Source organism: Variovorax sp. AC103 (assembly GCF_979254005.1).
Genome location: NZ_CEEDFC010000006.1, coordinates 261,757 through 275,922 on the forward strand (window position 1 = coordinate 261,757; position 14,166 = coordinate 275,922).

General features: G+C 68.7%; 17 protein-coding genes. 6 read left to right on the forward strand and 11 right to left on the reverse strand.

Annotated elements, in window-relative coordinates:
* Positions 1-30: 30 nt before the first annotated feature.
* The 7 genes from kynA to AC0IYU_RS11690 all read right to left on the reverse strand — a co-directional run bounded on the left by kynA (position 31) and on the right by AC0IYU_RS11690 (position 5,941).
* Positions 31-879 carry a tryptophan 2,3-dioxygenase gene (gene kynA / locus AC0IYU_RS11660; RefSeq protein WP_472116689.1) on the reverse strand — a complete coding sequence of 283 codons (849 nt, stop codon included), beginning with the start codon at positions 877-879 and terminating at the stop codon, positions 31-33.
* A gap of 20 nt (positions 880-899) precedes the next feature.
* Positions 900-1,394, reverse strand: a complete 495-nt coding sequence (locus AC0IYU_RS11665) for a hypothetical protein (RefSeq protein ID WP_472116690.1) — start codon at positions 1,392-1,394, stop codon at positions 900-902.
* Between the two features lie 16 nt (positions 1,395-1,410).
* Positions 1,411-2,721, reverse strand: coding sequence for a kynureninase (gene kynU, locus AC0IYU_RS11670; RefSeq protein ID WP_472116692.1), 1,311 nt, complete (start codon positions 2,719-2,721; stop codon positions 1,411-1,413).
* A 10-nt stretch (positions 2,722-2,731) separates the two neighbouring features.
* Positions 2,732-3,382, reverse strand: a complete 651-nt coding sequence (kynB, locus tag AC0IYU_RS11675; RefSeq protein WP_472116694.1) for an arylformamidase — start codon at positions 3,380-3,382, stop codon at positions 2,732-2,734.
* 74 nt (positions 3,383-3,456) lie between these two features.
* Complete coding sequence (locus tag AC0IYU_RS11680; RefSeq protein ID WP_472116696.1) at positions 3,457-3,771, reverse strand: YkgJ family cysteine cluster protein; 315 nt, start codon at positions 3,769-3,771, stop codon at positions 3,457-3,459.
* Between the two features lie 20 nt (positions 3,772-3,791).
* Positions 3,792-4,736, reverse strand: a complete 945-nt coding sequence (argF, locus tag AC0IYU_RS11685) for an ornithine carbamoyltransferase (protein ID WP_472116699.1) — start codon at positions 4,734-4,736, stop codon at positions 3,792-3,794.
* The gene (locus AC0IYU_RS11690; RefSeq protein WP_472116702.1) at positions 4,733-5,941 is read right to left on the reverse strand and encodes an acetylornithine/succinylornithine family transaminase; all 1,209 of its coding nucleotides are present in this window, start codon (positions 5,939-5,941) and stop codon (positions 4,733-4,735) included. Before AC0IYU_RS11690 ends, argF begins: the two co-directional genes overlap by 4 nt.
* A gap of 161 nt (positions 5,942-6,102) precedes the next feature.
* Between AC0IYU_RS11690 and AC0IYU_RS11695 the strand changes: the two genes are divergently transcribed.
* Positions 6,103-6,513 carry a DUF3579 domain-containing protein gene (locus AC0IYU_RS11695; protein ID WP_472116705.1) on the forward strand — a complete coding sequence of 137 codons (411 nt, stop codon included), beginning with the start codon at positions 6,103-6,105 and terminating at the stop codon, positions 6,511-6,513.
* A 96-nt stretch (positions 6,514-6,609) separates the two neighbouring features.
* On the opposite strand, the gene rpsT is transcribed toward AC0IYU_RS11695, so the two are convergent.
* A complete protein-coding gene (gene rpsT / locus AC0IYU_RS11700) occupies positions 6,610-6,927 on the reverse strand; it encodes a 30S ribosomal protein S20 (protein WP_409166639.1) in 318 nt (105 codons plus the stop codon).
* A 128-nt stretch (positions 6,928-7,055) separates the two neighbouring features.
* On the opposite strand from rpsT, the gene murJ reads away from it, so the two are divergent.
* The 5 genes from murJ (at position 7,056) to AC0IYU_RS11725 (ending at position 11,858) form a co-directional block, all read left to right on the forward strand.
* Positions 7,056-8,609, forward strand: a complete 1,554-nt coding sequence (murJ, locus tag AC0IYU_RS11705; protein ID WP_472116708.1) for a murein biosynthesis integral membrane protein MurJ — start codon at positions 7,056-7,058, stop codon at positions 8,607-8,609.
* Between the two features lie 74 nt (positions 8,610-8,683).
* The gene (locus AC0IYU_RS11710; protein WP_472116711.1) at positions 8,684-9,535 is read left to right on the forward strand and encodes a SirB1 family protein; all 852 of its coding nucleotides are present in this window, start codon (positions 8,684-8,686) and stop codon (positions 9,533-9,535) included.
* A complete protein-coding gene (locus AC0IYU_RS11715) occupies positions 9,535-9,963 on the forward strand; it encodes a bleomycin resistance protein (RefSeq protein ID WP_472116714.1) in 429 nt (142 codons plus the stop codon). Before AC0IYU_RS11710 ends, AC0IYU_RS11715 begins: the two co-directional genes overlap by 1 nt.
* A gap of 142 nt (positions 9,964-10,105) precedes the next feature.
* On the forward strand, positions 10,106-10,537 hold the full coding sequence (locus tag AC0IYU_RS11720; protein ID WP_422087763.1) for a YciI family protein: 432 nt from the start codon (positions 10,106-10,108) through the stop codon (positions 10,535-10,537).
* Between the two features lie 28 nt (positions 10,538-10,565).
* The gene (locus tag AC0IYU_RS11725) at positions 10,566-11,858 is read left to right on the forward strand and encodes an RNA polymerase sigma factor (protein ID WP_472116717.1); all 1,293 of its coding nucleotides are present in this window, start codon (positions 10,566-10,568) and stop codon (positions 11,856-11,858) included.
* Positions 11,859-11,906: 48 nt separating this feature from the next.
* On the opposite strand, the gene AC0IYU_RS11730 is transcribed toward AC0IYU_RS11725, so the two are convergent.
* The 3 genes from AC0IYU_RS11730 to AC0IYU_RS11740 are packed head-to-tail and all read right to left on the reverse strand — an operon-like array spanning position 11,907 to position 14,061.
* Complete coding sequence (locus AC0IYU_RS11730) at positions 11,907-12,908, reverse strand: GlxA family transcriptional regulator (RefSeq protein WP_472116719.1); 1,002 nt, start codon at positions 12,906-12,908, stop codon at positions 11,907-11,909.
* Entirely contained in the window at positions 12,872-13,504 is a 633-nt protein-coding gene (locus AC0IYU_RS11735; protein ID WP_472116722.1) for a DJ-1/PfpI family protein, read from the reverse strand. The genes AC0IYU_RS11730 and AC0IYU_RS11735 overlap by 37 nt, the downstream gene beginning before the upstream one ends.
* A complete protein-coding gene (locus tag AC0IYU_RS11740; RefSeq protein ID WP_472116725.1) occupies positions 13,501-14,061 on the reverse strand; it encodes an isochorismatase family protein in 561 nt (186 codons plus the stop codon). The genes AC0IYU_RS11735 and AC0IYU_RS11740 overlap by 4 nt, the downstream gene beginning before the upstream one ends.
* Positions 14,062-14,166 lie beyond the last annotated feature (105 nt).

The window sequence follows — 14,166 nt, forward strand, 5'->3', positions numbered from 1 at the left end:
AGGTTCATGAGGGGCGTTGGCGCGACCCGGCTAGAGATCGGTGCGAATCTTCCAGATCTCCGGAAACAGCACCACGTCGAGCATCTTGCGCAGGTAGCTCACGCCGCCGGTGCCGCCGGTGCCGCGCTTGAAACCGATCACGCGCTCGACGGTGGTCACATGGCGGAAGCGCCAGAGGCGGAAGGCGTCCTCGAGGTCGGTGAGCTTCTCGCCGAGCTGGTACAGGTCCCAGTGCGCATGCGGGTCACGGTACACGGCGAGCCATGCGGCCTCGACGCCCTCGCTCGATTCGTAGGGCTGCGTCCAGTCGCGCTCCAGCCGGTCGGCCGGCACCGGCACGCCGTGTCGCGCCAGCAGGCGCAGCGACTCGTCGTACAGCGAGGGTGCGCGGTAGGCCTCTTCGACCTGCGCGAGCAGGTCGGCGCGGTGCTGGTGCGGCTTGAGCATGGCGGCGTTCTTGTTGCCCAGCGCGAACTCGATGCAGCGGTACTGCGCGCTCTGGAAGCCGCTGGAGTTGGCCAGGTACGGACGCATCGCGGTGTACTCGGGCGGCGTCATGGTCGACAGCACGGTCCATGCGCTCACCAGCTGTTCCATGATGCGGCTCACGCGCGCGAGCATCTTGAAGGCGTCGGCAAGTCTTTCGTCGGCGATGCACTTGGTGGCGGCGCGCAGCTCGTGCAGCATGAGCTTCATCCAGAGCTCGCTGGTCTGGTGCTGAACGATGAACAGAAGCTCGTCGTGCGCGGGCGAGAGCGGATGCTGCGCGTTGAGGATCTCGTCCAGGTGCAGGTAGTCGCCGTAGCTCATGGACTTGCTGAAGTCCAGTTGCGCCTTTTCTTCGTGGACGATGTGCTCGGGTGTCTTGTCGGTGCGCATGATGTGTGCTTGTTGGCGGCTCATCGCCAGACCACGGCGGTGTAGGAAGGCAGGCCCATGCCGGACTCTTTCTTCGGATAGACGAAGCGCACGGCGTCGCTCTTGCGCTTGAACTGCTGGTAGGTCTCGCCGCCCGGGATGCGGCCCTTCTCGGCCGGCGTATAGCCGGTCTCGCGTGCTTCCTTCACGAGCTTGTCGAAGGCCGCCTTGTCGGTCAGCGACAGCTGCACGCTGTTCTCGTCGGCGCGGCTCTCCACGTAGGTGGACTTCATGAGGTTGGTCGTCTGGCCGTCGACGAATTTCTCGTACTCGATCATGCTGATCTCCTCGGTCACGGTCTTGTCCCGGTAGGAGAAGCCCTGGCGCTTGATCTCCTGGCGGAAAGCATCGGGCGAGAGGGCGACGAAGGCCTTGAGCTGCGGCAGGGTGAAGTTCGGCTGCTGCGCGAGCGCGGGTGCGCCCAGCAGCAGGAGCGGTGCAAGTGCTGCGAGCAGCCGGTGTGTCGTGCGTTTCATGAAAGGCGCCGAGGGCTCAGGTGACCGCGTTCTTGCGGTTGAATTCTTCGCGCTTCCACTCGCCCGTTTCGAGCACCTGTGCCAGGTGTTCGACCGAGTTCCACACATCCTCGAAGCCGATGTACAGCGGCGTGAAGCCGAAGCGCAGGATGTCGGGCATCTGCGAATCGCCGGCGCGGAAGTCGCCGATCACGCCGCGCGCGATCAGCGCCTGCACGATGGCGTAGGCGCCCGAGCCGCCTTGCGGATCTTCCGGGTTCTTGCGGCTCAAACACACCTGCGAGCCGCGTTGTGCGTGGTCGCGCGGCGTGACGAGCGAGAGGCCTTGTCCGGCGCAGCGCTCTTCGACCAGTGCGATGAACAGGTCGGTGAGCGCAAGCGATTTGGTGCGCAGCGCCGCCGTGGCGCCGTTCGCGCCGTTGAAGGCTTCGGCGGCCAGCACGGTGTCGAGCCCGCATTCGAGTCCGGCCAGCGCAATGATGGGTTGCGTGCCGCACAGGTAGCGGCCGACGCCCGGTGCAGGGCGGTAGTGCGGCGTGAACTCGAAGGGGGCCGCGTGGCCCCACCAGCCGGACAACGGCTGCTCGAACTGGCCCGCATGCTTGGTGTTCACCCAGGCGAAGGCCGGTGCGCCGGGGCCGCCGTTCAGGTACTTGTAGCCGCAGCCGATCGCGTAGTCGGCATTGCTGTCGTTCAGCGCGACGGGCACGGCGCCCGCGCTGTGCGCGAGGTCCCATACCGTGAGCGCGCCCACGGCATGCGCGGCGGCGGTGACGGCCTTCATGTCGTGCATCGCGCCGGTGCGGTAGTTGACGTGCGTCAGCATCAGCACGGCCACGTCGTCGGTCAGCACCGAGTCCGGGCCTTGCAGTTCGCTCGCGTCGATCAGCTTCAGCGTGAAGCCGCGCTCGCGGCACAGCGACTCGGCAATGTAGAGGTCGGTCGGGAAGTTGCTGCGCTCGCTCACCACCAGCTTGCGCCCGCTTTCCTTCTGCTGCGACAGCGCGGCGAACAGCACCTTGTAGAGGTTGACCGAGGTGCTGTCGGTGCACACCACCTCGCCGGGCGCGGCGCCGATCACGCGGGCCACCTTGTCGCCCAGGCGTTGCGGCAGGTCGAACCAGCTCGCGGTGTTCCACGAGCGGATCAGGCCTTGGCCCCATTCCTGGGTCACCACTTCGGCGATGCGCGCGGGCGCGGCCGCGGGCATCACGCCGAGCGAATTGCCGTCGAGGTAGAGCACGTCGGCGGGGATGGTGAATTGCGCGCGCAGGGCGCGCAGCGGGTCTTGCGCGTCGAGCGCGCGGCAGTCTGCAAGGGTCGTCATGGTGGAGGTTTCAGCGGGAAAGTTCGCGCAGCACGGCGCGCACGGGGGAGGCATCGGCGCTGACCAGCTTCAGCGGCAGCGCGATGAGTTCGTAGTCGCCCTCGGGCACGTCGTCGAGCACGAGGTTCTCGAGCACGCGCAGGTCGAGGCGGCGGATGCGCTGGTGGCTTTCCAGCGTCTTGCTGTCGGCCGGGTCGATGCTGGCGGTGTCGATGCCGATGAGCTTCACGCCCATGGCCGCGAGACGCTCGACCGTCTCGGGCGCATAGGCCGCAAGTTGCGGGTCCCACTGGCCCACGGGCATGGTGGTGTAGGTGCGCACCAGCACGCGCGGCGGCAGCTGGCTGTCCACGGCGTGGGCAATGTGCTCCCACTCGACCAGCGCTCCCTTGTCGATCGCGTGGATCACGCGGCAGGGGCCGAGGAAGGGCGTGAGGTCGACGTGGCCGATGGTCTGGCCTTCGGGGTCGTAGTGCAGCGGTGCGTCGGCATGCGCGCCGACGTGGGGCGAGAGCTTGATCTCGCTGACGTTCACCGGGCAGCCCGGCGAAATGGTCGCCGCCCAGCGCTGCTGGTAGGGCGTGTCGCCGGGAAAGACCGGCGTGCCTTCATGCACGGGCGGCGAAATGTCCCAGATGCGTTGCGAGTGTGAAGAAGCCATGGCGCGAAGTTAGCGCCGGCCGAGGGGTCGTGGTGTCGGTTATTTCCAACACAGCACGTGACGAGTTGAACCGGTCAGTGCAACGAAGACAGCGCGGGCAGGCCGTGCCGGGCGCGTGCACGCTCGCAGGCGTCGCTGCCGGCCTGCAGCTCGTGGCAGGGGTTGGGTCGCCATTGGTAGATGCCGCAGCCCACGGCCTGGCCGATCTTGCCGGTGAGCGCGGCGCAGCGCATGGGCGTGTGGTCGGTACCGCGCATGCGGCAGATGGCGTCGTTCACGTCGACGGCCAGGCCGGAGGGCACCTTGCCGCCGTTGTCGTCGAGCTCGTGCACGCTGAAGTCGACGCGGTAGCTGGCGCAGCAGGCGCCGCATTGCTGGCAATCGGACATGCGGCGGCTGCTCCGGGCGTTCAGAGCCTGCCGAGCAGCAGGAACTCCATCAGCGCCTTCTGGGCGTGCAGGCGGTTCTCGGCCTCGTCCCACACCACCGACTGCGGCCCGTCGATGACTTCGGCCTGCACCTCTTCGCCGCGGTGGGCGGGCAGGCAGTGCATGAACAGGGCGCCGGGCTGGGCGATGCGCATCATGTCCTCGTCGACGCACCAGTCGGCGAAGGCCTTGCGGCGCGCCTCGTTCTCGGCCTCGTAGCCCATGCTGGTCCAGACGTCGGTGGTGACGAGGTCCGCGCCGCGGCAGGCTTCCATCGGGTCCTTGAACACCTTGTAGCTGTCGCCCGAGCGGATGCCCGCGATCGACTGGTCGACCTCGTAGCCGCTGGGCGTGCTCACGTGCACGGTGAAGCCCAGGATCTCGGCCGCCTGCAGCCAGGTGTTGGCCATGTTGTTGCCGTCGCCCACCCAGGCCACCGTCTTGCCCTGGATGGAGCCGCGGTGCTCGATGTACGTGAAGATGTCCGCCAGGATCTGGCAGGGGTGGAACTCGTTGGTCAGCCCGTTGATGACCGGCACGCGCGAGTGCGCCGCGAAGGTGTCGATCTTGGTCTGCTCGTAGGTGCGGATCATCACGATGTCGACCATGCGGCTGATGACCTTGGCGCTGTCCTCGATGGGCTCGGCGCGGCCCAGCTGGCTGTCGCCGGTGGTCAGGTGCACCACGCTGCCGCCCAGCTGGTACATGCCCGCCTCGAAGCTCACGCGGGTGCGCGTGCTGGCCTTCTCGAAGATCATGGCCAGGGTGCGGTCGGTCAGCGGCTGGTGTTTTTCGTAGGTCTTGAACTTCTTCTTGATGACCGCCATGCGGTCGAAGAGGTAGGTGTACTCGTCGGCCGTGAGGTCGGAGAACTGCAGGTAGTGCCGGATGGCGGCAGGCGTGGCTGATGTCGTGGCGGTCGTCATTGGGCGGCAGGCTCCGACAGGAAGTTTTTGACGATGGGCGCGAGGATGGCGACGATTTCGTCGGCCTCGGCAATGCTCAGGATGAGCGGCGGCACCAGCCGGATCACCTTGTCGGCCGTCACGCTCAGCAGCAGGCCGGCGTCGCAGGCGCGGTTCAGGATCACGCCGCAGGGCCGGTCGAGCTCGATGCCCAGCATCAGGCCCTGGCCGCGGATGTCGGTCACGCCGGGCAGCTCGCCGATTTCGCGTTCCAGCGCGGCCTTCAGGTGGGCGCCCACGGTGGCGGCGTTTTCGAGCAGCTTGTGCTCTTCCATGATGCGGATGGTTTCCACCCCGGCGCGCATGGCCAGCGGGTTGCCGCCGAAGGTGGTGCCGTGGTTGCCCGGGCCGAAGATGTGGGCGGCCTTGGGGCCGGCCACCACGGCGCCGATCGGCACGCCCGAGCCCAGGCCCTTGGCCAGCGGCATGACGTCGGGCTTGATGCCGGCCCACTGGTGGGCGAACCACTTGCCGGTGCGGCCCATGCCGCACTGCACCTCGTCGATCATCATGAGCCAGTCGCGCTCGTCGCACAGGGCGCGCACCTGCTTGAGGTACTCGACGCGCATCGGGTGGATGCCGCCTTCGCCCTGGATGGTCTCGAAGAACACGGCGACCACGTTGGGGTTGCCTTCGGTGGCCTTCTTCAGTGCCTCGATGTCGTTCAGCGGCACCCGGATGAAGCCCTCGACCAGCGGGCCGAAGCCGGCTTGTACCTTGGGATTGCCGGTGGCAGACAGGGTGGCGATGCTGCGGCCATGGAAGGCGGCTTCGTACACCACGATCTCGGGGCGCTCGATGCCCTTGTCGTGGCCGAACTTGCGCGCCAGCTTCAGGGCGGCTTCGTTGGCTTCGAGGCCGGTGGAGCAGAAGAAGGCGTTGGTGAGGCCCGAAAGCTCGGTCAGCTTGGCGGCGAGCTGTTCCTGGCCGGGCACGTGGTAGTAGTTGGAGCTGTGGATCAGCTTGGTCAGCTGGTCGTGCAGCGCGGGCACCAGCTCGGGATGGTTGTGGCCCAGCGTGTTCACGGCGATGCCGCCCAGGCCGTCGATGTAGGCCTTGCCCGCGGTGTCCCAGACTCGGCAGCCCTGGCCGTGCGACAGCGCGATCGGCAGGCGACCGTAGGTGTTCATGACGTGGGGCGAGGTGGGCTGGGCAGTGGCGCTCATTCGGTATCTCCAGAAAGGGAACGCGAATTCTAGGCGCGCGATTTGACGGCTTCGTTGAGGATTGCGCATCACAGCAATGCCCCATGTTCAGGATGCAAAAAGTGGCGCGGATAGAATCGCTTGCTGCACCGCAGCACCTGTTCCGGTCGCCTCAATCAACGATGATTTCCCCCACCGCCAAAGAAATCTTCATCCAGGGCATCACCAAGGATGGCCGGACCTTTCGCCCGAGCGATTGGGCCGAGCGCCTTGCCGGTGTCATGAGCTCCTTCCGCCCCGGCGGTGCCTTTCCGGGCAGCTACCTGAGCTATTCCCCCTGGTGCGTGCCGACCTCGATCAACGGCGTGAAGTGCGTGATCGTCAACCGCGACCTGCGCGACGCCGAACCCATGGCCTGGGACTTCTGCGTGAACTTCGCCAGGGACAACGACCTGCAGGTGTCCGAGGTGTCGCCGGCGCCCCCTGCACCGGCCGTGCCGAAGGCCGCGCAGACCGCGGTGGCCGCCGTGGTGCGCTCCGACCCCGTCGCGCCCGTGATCCCCGTCGAGCAGCCCAAGACCGACAGCCCATGAAAAAACCGCCCGAAGGCGGTTTTTTACACTTTGCTGCAGCGCACCCCGATCAAACGGCGGACCGGAGAATTCCGGTCCGGGCTTGCCTGACAGGTGTCAGGCGGCTGCAGCCTTTTCAGGCGCGAGGGCGAGGGCCTTGACCTTGGCCGACAGGCGGCTCTTGTCGCGGGCTGCCTTGTTCTTGTGGAAGATGCCCTTGTCGGCGACGGTGTCGACGATGCTCTGGGCCTTCGCGAACAGTTCGCTTGCCTTGGTCTTGTCGCCGGCCAGAACAGCCTTTTCGACGTTCTTGACCGCGGTACGGTATTTGGAGCGCAGCGAGGTGTTCGCAGCGTTGAGCTTGGTGTCCTGGCGGACGCGCTTGCGGCCGGAGGCGAGGCGCGGGTTCTTTTTCTTGGGCTTGGCGGATGCCATGATTTATTCCTTAGGTGTCTGAGGATGATGCAGCAAAGCCCTCCATTATAGGCCGGGTTGGCGGTTTCGCCCAATCCGGCCTCGTGTCGGCCGGTTACGGCCTTGGGCGGGGCCTACACTCGGCCCCCGTGTCACTGCTCAAATCCGCCTCCACCGTCTCCCTGCTGACCCTCGCATCGCGGATCACGGGCCTCGTGCGGGACGTGCTGTTCGCCTCGGTTTTCGGCGTCAGCGCGCTGACCGACGCCTTCAACGTCGCCTTCCGCATTCCCAACCTGTTTCGCCGGGTGTTCGGCGAAGGCGCCTTCAGCCAGGCCTTCGTGCCGGTGCTGGCCGCGCGCAAGACCGAGGCCGGCGAAGAGGGCGCCCAGCAGCTGATCGACCATGTCGCCACGCTGCTGACATGGACGCTGGTGGTCGTGTGCGTGGCCGGCGTGGCCGGGGCGCCGCTGCTGGTCTGGGCCATGGCCAGCGGGCTGCCGGGCTTCGACGCGGCCGTGGTCATGACGCGCTGGATGTTCCCGTACATCGGCTTCATGTCGCTGGTGGCGCTGGCGGGCGGCATTCTCAACACCTGGCGCAAGTTCGCGGTGCCGGCGGCGTCGCCAGTGCTGCTGAACATCGCGCTGATCCTGTCGATCTCGGTCGGCGCGCCGCTGTTCCGCCGCTGGGGCATCGAGCCGATCTATGCCCAGTGCGTGGGTGTGCTGGTGGGCGGCGTGCTGCAGCTGGCCCTGCAGGTGCCTGCGCTGCGCAAGCTCGGGCTCATGCCGCGCATCGGCGCGAGCTTCAAGGCGCTGCGCACCGCCTGGACCGACCCGACGACCCGCAAGGTGCTCAAGCTGATGCTGCCTGCGCTGCTGGGCGTGAGCGTGGCGCAGATCTCGCTGCTCATCAACACGCAGATCGCCTCCCACCTGGCCGTGGGCAGCGTGACCTGGGTGACCAATGCCGACCGGCTGATGGAGTTCCCCACCGCCATGCTCGGCGTGGCGCTCGGCGTGGTGCTGATGCCGCAGCTGGCCGGTGCGCGCGCCGCCAAGGACGACGCCCGCTATTCGTCGCTGCTCGACTGGGGCCTGCGCCTGGTGGTGATGCTCTCCGCCCCCTGCGCCGTCGCGCTGCTGCTGTTCGCCAAGCCGCTGGTGGCCGTGCTGTTCCACAACGGCGCCTACACCGGCGAGGACGTCGGGCGCACCACGCTGGCGCTGATGGGCTACGGCGTCGGGCTGGTCGGCATCGTGGCCGTGAAGGTGCTGGCGCCGGGTTACTACGCCAAGCAGGACACCCGCACGCCGATGCTGATCGCCGTGGGGGTGCTCGTCCTGACCCAGGTCCTCAATGTCTTCTTGGTGCCGGTGCTCCAGCACGCGGCGCTGACCCTGACGATTGCCATCGGCGCGCTGGTCAACGCGACCTGGCTGCTGGTCGGCCTGATGCGCCGCGGCAGCTACAAGCCCGAGCCCGGCTGGGGCAAGTTCGCGCTGCAGGTGCTGGTGGGCACGCTGGTGCTGGCGGCCCTGCTGGCCTGGGGTTCGCAGCATTTCGACTGGGTCGGCCTGCGCGAGCAGCGGCTGCTGCGCATCGGCCTGCTCGCCGCGCTCATCGCTGCTGCCGCGCTGCTCTATTTCGCCGTGCTGGCGGCGGTGGGCGTGCGGCTGCGCAGCTTCCTTCGCCGCTGAATGCGCCCGCAGGGCGACGGCACCCTGCATCCGCCCCGCCTTGACGCTCCGGGCGGGCTCCTCTACAAAGACACATGACGTTCAGCTTTCAGCTTCCCACCGCACTGGAGTATTTCGAATCGCTGGTGCGCAGCGACGATCACTTTCCGCTGCTCGAAGCCGCCGCCAGCCTCGCGCAGGACGAGTACCCCGAGCTCGACGTGCAGCAGGTGCTCGGCGACGTCGACCAGCTCCTGGCCCGCCTCAAGCGCCGCCTGCCGCCCGACGCCGCGCCGCTGGCCCGGCTGCGAGCCCTGAACCAGTTCTTCTTCAACGACCTGAACTTCGGCGGCAACGTCAACGACTACTACGACCCCGACAACAGCTACCTGAACGCCGTGCTGCGCACCCGCCGCGGCATTCCGATCTCGCTGGCCGTGCTGTGGATGGAGCTGGCGCAGGGCCTGGGCCTGCAGGCGCGCGGCGTCGGCTTTCCGGGGCACTTCATGCTGAAGGTGACGCTGCCCAAGGGGCAGGTGGTGATCGACCCGTTTACCGGCAAGTCGCTCTCGCGCGAGGAGCTGGGCGAGCGGCTGGAGCCCTACAAGCGCAGCAACGGGCTGGTCGGCGACTTCGACGTGCCGCTGGGCCTGTACCTGCAGCCCTCCAGCTCGCGCGAGATCATCGCTCGCATGCTGCGCAACCTGAAGGAAGTGCACCAGGCGCAGGAAGACTGGCAGCGCGTCATCGCCGTGCAGGACCGCCTGGTCGTGCTGCTGCCCAGCGCCTGGGGCGAGTACCGCGACCGCGGCATCGCCCATGCCGAGCAGGGCAACACCGCGCAGGCGGTGCGCGACCTGGAGGCCTACCTGGCCAAGGCCGAAGACGCGCTGGACATCGACCTGATCGCCGAGCGCGTCGCCGCATTGCGTCGAATGGCCAGCTGATGAACGCCAAGGCCGGTGTGAGCCCGGCGCCCGACCTGGGCACCCTGCATGAATTCCATGGCGTGCAGCCGGTGCTGCCGGTGTCGGATGTGTCGCGCGCCGCGCGCTGGTTTTGCGACGTGCTGGGCTTCGAGCTCGATTTCATCGCCGGAGAACCGCCCAGCTACGCCCGCGTGAAAAAGGGCGACCGCAGCTACGGCGACCCGGTCTACCTGCGGCTGTGGCAATGCAACGCGCGCGACGCGAAGCCCTGGCGCGGCGAGATCGTGATCCATGTGGGCAAGGACATCGACGGCCTGCACGCCGTCTATGTGAAGCGGGGCGTCGCGGTCATCGAGCCGCCTGTGTCGCAGCCTTGGGGTCTGCGGGAATTCGCGATCCGCGAGCCCGACGGGCATGTGCTGCGCTTCTGCGGCTACCTGGCCTGAGCGCCCTCTCTCGGCCCTGGAAGCAAAAAATTACAAGCAGATCGATGCGGTCGTGTCGATCCGGCTTCCGCTCGGCCGACGTGTGAACAGGAGCAGGCAGTTTCCAGCGGCTCCCAGCCTCATCAACTTCAGGAGAAACGACATGCGATTCATGATTCTGGTCAAGGCCAATGCAGATTCCGAAGCGGGCGTGATGCCCAGCACCGAAATCCTCACCGCCATGGGCAAGTTCAACGAAGAACTGGTCAAGGCCGGCGTGCTGCTGGCCGGCGAGGGCCTGCACCCCAGCTCCAAGGGCGCGCGCGTGCGCTGCGAAGGCCCGACCAAGCGCACCGTCATCGACGGCCCCTTCGCCGAGACCAAGGAACTGCTGGCCGGTTTCTGGCTGTTCCAGGTCAAGTCGAAGGAAGAAGCCATCGAGTGGATCAAGCGCAGCCCGTTCCAGGAAGGCGAGATCGAGATCCGCCAGGTGTTCGAGGCCGCCGATTTCGGTGACTCGATGACGCCCGAGCTGCTCGCCCAGGAAGACCGCCTGCGCGCCGAGACCGAGGCGCGCGGCAAGACCGGCGGCTGACACCGCCCGGCGCATCGCGGGAGCCGCCGTGACCGCAGAAGAGGGCCGCGAAGACGCCATCCGCCGCACCGTCGAGGCGGTGTGGCGCATGGAGTCCGCGAAGATCATCGCCACCGTCGCGCGCAGGGTGCGCGACGTGGGCCTGGCCGAAGAACTGGCGCAGGACGCGCTGGTCTCGGCGCTCGAGCAGTGGCCGGGCGAAGGCGTACCCGACAACCCGGCCGCCTGGCTCACCGCCGTGGCCAAGCGCCGCGCGCTCGACCGCCTGCGCCACCTGCAACTGGCAGAGCACAAGGCCGGCGAGATCGGCCGCGAGCTCGATGCGCAACACGAAATGGCGCGGGCCGACTTCGCCGACGCGGTCGATTCGGCGCTGGACGACGACATCGGCGACGGCCTGCTGCGGCTGGTGTTCACCGCCTGCCACCCGGTGCTGTCGACCGAGGCGCGCGTGGCGCTCACGCTGCGTCTCATGGGCGGCCTCGCGACCGACGAGATCGCCCGCGCGTTCCTGGTGCCCGAGGCCACCGTGGCGCAGCGCATCGTGCGCGCCAAGCGCACGCTGGCCGAGGCGCGCGTGCCTTTCGAGGTGCCGCGCCGCCACGCGCTGGAAGGCCGGCTCGCTTCGGTGCTCGAAGTGATCTACCTGATCTTCAACGAAGGCTATTCGGCCACCGCCGGCGACGACTGGATGCGCCCTGCGCTGTGCGACGAAGCCCTGCGCCTTGGCCGCATCCTGGCCGAGCTGGTGCCCAAGGAGGCGGAGGTGCACGGCCTCGTCGCGCTCATGGAAATCCAGGCCTCGCGCACCGCCGCGCGCGTCGGCGCCTCGGGTGAGCCGGTGCTGTTGCTCGAGCAGAACCGCGCGCGCTGGGACCACCTGCTGATCCGCCGCGGCCTGGCCGCGCTCGCGCGCGCCGAATCGCTCGGCGGCGCGCTTGGCCCCTATGCCCTGCAGGCCGCCATTGCCGCCTGCCACGGCCGTGCGCGCGCCGCCGATGAAACCGACTGGGCGCGCATCGCCGCGCTCTACGACGCGCTGGCCGAACTCGCGCCGTCACCCATCGTCGAGCTCAACCGGGCGGTCGCGCTGTCGATGGCCTTCGGGCCGGCGGCGGGGCTGGAGGTGGTCGACGCGCTCATGGACGAACCCGCGCTCAAGGGCTACCACCTGCTGCCGGCGGTGCGCGGCGACCTGCTGTTCAAGCTCGGCCGCCACGACGAGGCCCGCAAGGAGTTCGACCGCGCCGCCGCGCTCACGCGCAACACGCGCGAGCGCGCGTTGCTGCTGGCGCGTGCGCGTGCCTGCATCGCCGAGTGAAGGTCTGGCACTGAGTGCCCCTGCGCAGGCCGCGACTCAGGCCGTGACTCAGGCCTTGAAAACCTGGCCGGCCTCCGAGGGCGAGCCCGGCAAGCCGAACTGGTGCCAGGCGCGGCGCAACTGCGTGTCGGAGCCGAAGCCCGACTGTTCCGCCGCCCGCGTCACGCTCGCGCCCGAGGCCAGCGCGAGTTGCGCCACCGCCAGACGCAGCCTGCGCAGGTAGGCCAGCGGTGCGACGCCTGCATGCTCCATGAACAGCCGCGTGAGATGCCGCGCCGAGGTGTGCGCCACCTCGGCCATGCGCGGCACGTTCCAGTCGGCCTGCGGCTGTTCGCTGACCGCGTCCTGCACGCGGTGCAGCGCGGCATGCAGGTGGTTGCGGTAGGCGAGAAAGGGCGACAGCTCCGGGTCTTCGGGGCCGCGGCGCAGCGCCACCACCATGGTCTGCGCGACCTGCGCCGCGAGCGCCTGGCCGCAGAGTTCGGCGATGCGGTGCAGCACCAGGTCGATGCCGGTCGTCACGCCCGCGCTGCTGTACAGCGGCGGGTCGATCACGAACACGCGGTTGCTCACCACGTCGCAGCGCGGCTCCACGGCGCGCAGCTCGGCCAGGTGGTGATGGTGCGTGGTGGCGCGCCGGCCCGCGAGCGCGCCGGCATGCGCGGCGAGCAGCGCACCGGCGCAGATGGTCACCAGCTCGAGCCGCCCGCGCCCGAAGCGCAGGCCGCGCAGCCAGTGCAGCAGGTCCTGCGCCTCGGGATTGTCGATGGCGATGGTGTCGCCGGGCAGCCCGACCAGCACCACCCAGCCGGGGCCGTCCCACTGGGTCGGCAACGGGGACAGCCCGGCCAGCGCCACGCCGACCGAGCCGATGGACGTGGGCCGCGGGCTCGCGAACTCGATCGCGAAGCGCTCGGGCTGGCCCATGGCGCGCAGCCGCTGGTTGGCAATGCGCAGCGCCTCGGCCGGGCCCGCCCAGTCGAGCACGAGGCTGCCGGGCAGCAGCGCGAAGACTACGCGGATGGCTGGATGACGGGGTTGCGGTTCCATGCGTAGTCCATCTGGCGCGCGGTGCGCTCGGCCAGCTCGCGCCCGGCCAGCCGCGCCACGAGGTGCAGGCTCATGTCGATGCCGGCGCTGATGCCCGCCGAGCTGACGATGCGGCCGTTGTCGACCCAGCGCACGCCATCGCGCACGTCGAGCGCCGGGAACTGCCCGCGCAGGTCGGCGATGTCTTCCCAGTGCGTGGTGACGGCGTCGTTGGTCACCACGCCGCTGGCGGCCAGCAGGAAGGCGCCGGTGCAGACCGAGGCCACGACCTGCGCCCCGGCGGCCTGATCGGCGATCCAGCGCAGGGTGCCGGGGCTGGACAAGGGCGCATCGACCACGCCGCCGGGAACGACCAGCACGTCGGCCTGCGGGCTGTTCGCCAGCGTGTGGTTGGCCAGCAGCTGCAAGCCGGCCCGGGCCTGCACGGGCTGGCCGGCGGCCGCCTCGGCGACCGAGGCCACGTCGAACGGCGCCGCACTGCCGGGCTGCAGGCGCTGGGCGACGCGGCTCGCGGTGGTGAACACCTCGAAGGGGCCGGCGAAGTCCAGCGCCTCGACGCCGTCGAAGGCCAGGATGAGCACGCGCAATGGCGTCATGCCGTGGCCCGTTCCAGCGCCTGCGCCACGCTGCACAGGGTGGCGAAGCGGTCCTGCAGCACGGTGGCGGTGCGGGCCTTGATGTCGGCGGCCGGCAGCGGGCGGCCGTCGGGCTGCACCATGTCGAAGGTCAGCGTGGCGTCGGTCACGTAGTCGACCTCCCAGCCCAGGTCAGAGGCGTGGCGCGCTGTGGTTTCGCAGCACTGCTCGGTGCGGATGCCGCTCACGATCAGCCGGCCGATGCCGTTCTGCGTGAGCCAGACGTCCAGCCCGGTATTGACCAGCGCGCTGTGGCGGCGCTTGGTGAAGGTGGCCGCGGCCTCGAAGGGCGCCAGGCCGTCGAGGGGCCGCACATGGCCCGACTCGACGGCGAACGGGTTGCCGGCGTCGGCCGGCCCGTCGGTGTGGAAGATCCGCACGATCGGCACGCCGGCAGCGGCGCAGCCGGCGATCAGCGCGTTCTGTTCGGCGAGGTAGGGGGCCGCGAGGCGCAGGTCCCAGTAGGGGCGCTGGCGAAACGACTCCTGCACGTCGATCACAATCAGACAGGTTTTCATGGCGGGTCTCGCTGGGGCGGAGTGGATGATGCCGCCTATTCTTCTGCGTTACCAGCCCATGGTCCGTTCGGAGACGGACCGGAACCGATCAGATCCGGACATTGC

Coding starts and splice junctions, on each gene's coding strand:
- kynU (WP_472116692.1), bottom strand. CDS start 2,721: ATGACGACCCTTGCAGACTGCCGCGCGCTCGACGCGCAAGACCCGCTG.
- AC0IYU_RS11715 (WP_472116714.1), top strand. CDS start 9,535: ATGAACGCCAAGGCCGGTGTGAGCCCGGCGCCCGACCTGGGCACCCTG.
- kynB (WP_472116694.1), bottom strand. CDS start 3,382: ATGGCTTCTTCACACTCGCAACGCATCTGGGACATTTCGCCGCCCGTG.
- AC0IYU_RS11680 (WP_472116696.1), bottom strand. CDS start 3,771: ATGTCCGATTGCCAGCAATGCGGCGCCTGCTGCGCCAGCTACCGCGTC.
- rpsT (WP_409166639.1), bottom strand. CDS start 6,927: ATGGCATCCGCCAAGCCCAAGAAAAAGAACCCGCGCCTCGCCTCCGGC.
- kynA (WP_472116689.1), bottom strand. CDS start 879: ATGCGCACCGACAAGACACCCGAGCACATCGTCCACGAAGAAAAGGCG.
- AC0IYU_RS11695 (WP_472116705.1), top strand. CDS start 6,103: ATGATTTCCCCCACCGCCAAAGAAATCTTCATCCAGGGCATCACCAAG.
- AC0IYU_RS11730 (WP_472116719.1), bottom strand. CDS start 12,908: ATGGAACCGCAACCCCGTCATCCAGCCATCCGCGTAGTCTTCGCGCTG.
- AC0IYU_RS11720 (WP_422087763.1), top strand. CDS start 10,106: ATGCGATTCATGATTCTGGTCAAGGCCAATGCAGATTCCGAAGCGGGC.
- AC0IYU_RS11665 (WP_472116690.1), bottom strand. CDS start 1,394: ATGAAACGCACGACACACCGGCTGCTCGCAGCACTTGCACCGCTCCTG.
- AC0IYU_RS11740 (WP_472116725.1), bottom strand. CDS start 14,061: ATGAAAACCTGTCTGATTGTGATCGACGTGCAGGAGTCGTTTCGCCAG.
- argF (WP_472116699.1), bottom strand. CDS start 4,736: ATGACGACCGCCACGACATCAGCCACGCCTGCCGCCATCCGGCACTAC.
- AC0IYU_RS11690 (WP_472116702.1), bottom strand. CDS start 5,941: ATGAGCGCCACTGCCCAGCCCACCTCGCCCCACGTCATGAACACCTAC.
- AC0IYU_RS11735 (WP_472116722.1), bottom strand. CDS start 13,504: ATGACGCCATTGCGCGTGCTCATCCTGGCCTTCGACGGCGTCGAGGCG.
- AC0IYU_RS11710 (WP_472116711.1), top strand. CDS start 8,684: ATGACGTTCAGCTTTCAGCTTCCCACCGCACTGGAGTATTTCGAATCG.